Here is a 2,999-nt window from a genome sequence, read left to right as displayed (position 1 = left end):
GTCATACGGTGGCCTCCTCGGTGGCGCCCAGCGGGTGGTGACAGGCGACGGCGCCGCCGGCGTCACGGTCACCGGGGTATCCGGCGAGCTCGGGTGCCTCGGTGGCGCAGTGCTCCGTCGCGGCGGTGCAGCGGGGGGCGAACCGGCAGCCGGCGGGCGGGTGCAGCAGGTCCGGGGGCCTGCCCTCGATGGTGGGCAGCAGGGTGTGCGGGGGCTGGTCGAGGCGCGGGATCGAGGCGATGAGGGCGCTGCTGTACGGGTGCCGGGGGCGGTCGAAGACGGCGGCGGTGTCCGCGTACTCTACGAGGCGTCCCGCGTACATCACGGCGACGCGGTCGGTGCGGCCGGCGACCGTGGCGAGGTCGTGGCTGATGAGGATCGTCGCCATACCGAGGTCCTCGGTCAGCGACTGGAGCAGGTCCAGGATCTGCTTCTGCACGGTGACGTCGAGGGCGGTGGTCGGTTCGTCGGCGATGAGCAGCCGGGGGCCGCAGGCCAGGGCCATGGCGATGACGACGCGCTGCCGCATCCCGCCGGAGAGTTCGTGCGGGTACTGCGCGGCGCGCCGGGCCGGTTCGGGGATGCCGACCTGCCGGAGCAGGTCGACGGCGCGTGTACGGGCGTCGGCGCGGCTCAGCTTCAGGTGCAGGCGGATGCTCTCGGAGAGGTGGGCGCCGACCTTCTTGACGGGGTTCAGCGAGGTCATCGGGTCCTGGAACACCATGGCGACCTCGGTGCCCCACAGGGCGCGCCGCCCGGCGGGGGTGAGCCGGTGGACGTCCTTGCCGCCGAGGAGGACCGAGCCGGACACGGTGGTGCCGGGGCCGTCGGTGATCAGCCCCATCAGGGTGCGGCCCAGCACCGACTTGCCCGACCCGGACTCCCCCACGATGCCGAGGGTCTCGCCCTCCGACAGCGACAGCGAGACGCCGTCGACGGCCCGCATCGCTCCGCGCGGGGTGCGGAAGGCGGTCCGTACGCCGGTGGCGGTGAGCAGGGGCGTGCCGGGGGCGGGCGCCGGGTGCCCGGCGGCGGTTGGTGTGGTCACAGCTTCACGCTCCGGGAGTCCCATCGCCCGCGAGCCTTCTCGCCGACGATGTTGAAGGCGAACACGGTGAGGAAGAGGAAGGCGCCGGGCACGAGCACGATGTGCGGGTGCTCCTCGAAGACCTGGCCCTCTCCCTCGGCGATCATGTTTCCCCAGGTGGGTTCCGGCGGCTGGATGCCGAGTCCGAGGAAGCTGAGGGACGCCTCGGCGACGATCAGGACCGAGATCATCACGACGGCCAGGGACAGGAGGGGCAGCAGGACGTTGGGGAGCAGTTCGCGCGCCAGGATGCGGGAGCTCCGGGCGCCCATGGCGCGGGCCGCGACGACGAACTCCCGGTTGGCGTAGGCCATGGTGGTGGCGCGGGCGAGCCGCACCATGCCGGGGATCGTGAGCAGCGACAGCGAGAGGGCCACGTTGCGCAGGTGGGGTTCGAGCACGGTGGCGAGTGCGATGAGCAGGATGAGCGGGGGGACCGCGAGCAGCGAGTTGGTCGCGATGCCGACCGCCCGGTCGACGCTCTTGCGGAAGTAGCCGGCGACCATGCCGATCGCGCCGCCGACCAGGGTGCCGACGGCGACCGCGGACAGGGAGATGACCAGCGAGGAGCGGGCCCCGTAGAGGGATCTGGCCAGCAGGTCGAGGCCGAAGCCGTTGGTGCCGAGCGGGTGGGCGCCGGTGAAGGCGGGGGTGGCGAAGACCGGTTCGGCGACGGTGGTGGCGACGTCGCGGTCCTCGGCGAGCGGCAGCCACGGGGCGAGGAGCCGGGAGGCGCCGTTCAGCAGCAGGCCGAGACCGAGCAGGGCGAGGGCCGCCTTGGCGGGCGGGACCAGGTGGGGGGTCGTCGCTCCGAACACCAGGAGCACGAGGCCGACCACGGTGAGGGACACGGCCGCGAGCAGGGGCAGAGGCGTCCGCGTGCGCGGAGCCAGGTCAGAGATGAGCACGTCGCGTCCTCGGGTCGAGGTAACCGTAGGAGAAGTCGATGCCGGCGTTGAGGACCACGTAGATCACGGCGATGGTGAGTACGGCGCCCTGGACCATCGGGAAGTCGCCCTGGCCCGCGGCGTTGACGACGAGGGTCCCCATGCCGGGCAGCGAGAAGAGGTACTCCACGACGACGGTGCTGCCGATCAGCCGGCCGAGGCTCAGGCCGAGCAGGGTGACGAGGGAGAAGGAGGAGGGGCGCAGCGCGTCGGTGAACAGGATGCGCAGGGGGCTCATGCCCTTGGCCCGGGCGGCGAGGATGTAGTCCTCGCGGAGGGTGACGATGAGGTCGCTGCGCAGCACCCTTGTGAACATGGCGAGTTCGGCGAGGGCGACGGTCAGCGCCGGCAGGAAGGCGTGGTGGAGGTTGCCCAGCAGGTCCCCGTCACCGAGCCGCACCCACTCCGAACGGGGGAAGAGGCCACCCGAGTTGACGAAAACGAGGATCAGCAGCAGCCCGGCCAGGAAGCTGGGCACGGACAGGATGCCGAAGGTGGCCGCACCGAGGATCCGGTCGGCGGCGGAACCCTCCCGGTAGGCCGACCACATGGCCGTCGGTACCGCGATCAGCAGGGCCAGCAGCAGTCCGAGCGCCGCGATCTCGAAGCTGACGGGCAGCGCGGACAGCACCCGGTCGGTGACCTCGCTCTGCGGGGGTACGACGGAGTGGCCGAGGTCCCCGGTCAGGGCGCCGCCCAGCCAGTCGAGGTAGCGGGTGACCAGCGGCTGGTCGAGCCCGAGGTCCTGGCGGAGCGCCGCGTACTCGGAGGGGTCGCGCCCCGCGCCGAGGATGTCGACGGCGGGGTCGCCGGGCAGCAGGACCGCCAGGGAGAACACCCCGACGCTGGCGAGGAACAGCACGCCCACCAGTTCCAGGGCCTTCTGGGCCAGTCGTCGCACCACGGCGGTGCTCATGGTTCCTCCAGGTCTGCCTGGTGTCTGTCTCTTATACACATCTTCTGAG

3 protein-coding genes are annotated in these 2,999 nt (G+C 71.9%); all 3 read right to left on the bottom strand.

What is annotated here, in order from left to right:
* Window position 1: 1 nt before the first annotated feature.
* From IH13_RS0133555 to IH13_RS0133545, 3 genes are read right to left on the bottom strand one after another with little or no spacing between them, the layout of a single operon-like run.
* The gene (locus IH13_RS0133555) at window positions 2-1,048 is read right to left on the bottom strand and encodes an ABC transporter ATP-binding protein (RefSeq protein ID WP_051836014.1); all 1,047 of its coding nucleotides are present in this window, start codon (window positions 1,046-1,048) and stop codon (window positions 2-4) included.
* Window positions 1,045-1,995, bottom strand: coding sequence for an ABC transporter permease (locus IH13_RS0133550; protein WP_234433483.1), 951 nt, complete (start codon window positions 1,993-1,995; stop codon window positions 1,045-1,047). Before IH13_RS0133550 ends, IH13_RS0133555 begins: the two co-directional genes overlap by 4 nt.
* A complete protein-coding gene (locus IH13_RS0133545; protein WP_031090482.1) occupies window positions 1,982-2,950 on the bottom strand; it encodes an ABC transporter permease in 969 nt (322 codons plus the stop codon). Before IH13_RS0133545 ends, IH13_RS0133550 begins: the two co-directional genes overlap by 14 nt.
* Between the last annotated feature and the right edge of the window lie 49 nt (window positions 2,951-2,999).

It is taken from the genome of Streptomyces sp. NRRL WC-3549 (assembly GCF_000721935.1).
Classification (GTDB): domain Bacteria; phylum Actinomycetota; class Actinomycetes; order Streptomycetales; family Streptomycetaceae; genus Streptomyces.
The sequence above is the reverse complement of the archived record's forward strand: the minus strand, read 5'-3'. Positions and strand labels throughout refer to the sequence as shown.